This is a genomic window from Saccharomonospora iraqiensis subsp. paurometabolica YIM 90007 (assembly GCF_000231035.2).
GTDB classification, from domain to species: Bacteria; Actinomycetota; Actinomycetes; order Mycobacteriales; family Pseudonocardiaceae; genus Saccharomonospora; species Saccharomonospora paurometabolica.
In genome coordinates, this window is sequence record NZ_KI912215.1 from 30,244 (window position 1) to 31,172 (window position 929).

Annotated in this window: 1 protein-coding gene and 1 pseudogene; both read left to right on the forward strand. The window is 75.9% G+C overall.

The window, feature by feature from the left end:
* Positions 1-317: adenosylcobinamide-GDP ribazoletransferase (locus tag SACPADRAFT_RS25920; protein WP_198048275.1), on the forward strand; the 317-nt coding region annotated here is incomplete at its 5' end.
* 296 nt (positions 318-613) lie between these two features.
* Positions 614-929, forward strand: a pseudogene (locus SACPADRAFT_RS32330) (arabinosyltransferase domain-containing protein); the annotation flags it as partial.

Here is a 929-nt window from a genome sequence, read left to right on the forward strand (position 1 = left end):
TCACCGGACGCGCCGTGCTGCCGATGTGCTGCGCGCGGGGAATTCCGGCCGCCCAACCGGAGGGCCTGGGCCGCACCGTCGCCGGGACGGTGGGCCGGCTGCCCGCCGCCGGGGTCGGGGTGGGTCTGGCCGCCCTGGCGGTACTGATCCCCGGAACGCCGTGGTGGCAGGGTCCGGTGGCGGTGGTGCTGGGGTTCCTCGCGGCGGCCGTGGTGCTCGTCCGGTGCGTGAACCGTCTCGGTGGGGTCACCGGCGACGTGCTCGGCGCCTGCGTCGAGGCGGCGACACTGGGCGTCCTCGTGGGCCTCAGCGCGTAGCGCTCGGCGAACAGCACCGCGCGTGAGCGCTCTCCGGCGGCACGGCGCGTGAGCGCCCCCGGCGTTCCCCACACCCGAGCCCCCGGTCGCGGAGGCTGGTCCGGTCGGGTCGCTCGGGCCGCACCGACGGGTGAGGTGGTTCCTCGCCTCGCAGGAACGCAACATGCCCGCCGCTAGCGTGAGAGGCGATGGACTCGGCCGTTTCGCCCGACGAGAATGCTCCGGACGGTGCAGACGACACCGCCGTCCGGAGGGACGACGCGGGTGCACGCCCGAGACGGTGGCGGCGGTTGGCGGTGCTTTTCGGACTGCTCGCCGCGCTGTGCGCGGTGGCGTTCCCGTTCCTGCCCGTGGTGCAGGACACCGCCCGCGTCGTGTGGCCCGCGGGTGGGGACACCACCGCGGTGAACGCCCCGCTGGCCGGGTACCAAGCCCAGGACCTGCGGGCGACCGTGCCGTGCGACACGGTCCGCGCGGTGGACGAGCGCGTCGACGGTGCGGGGCTGTTGCTGTCCACGGTGCCGCCCGCACGTGCCGACGACGGCGCCGGATTCCGGCTGACCGTGGCCGACGGGGAGCTGGCGGCGGCCAACCGGGGGGCGGAGGTCGCCC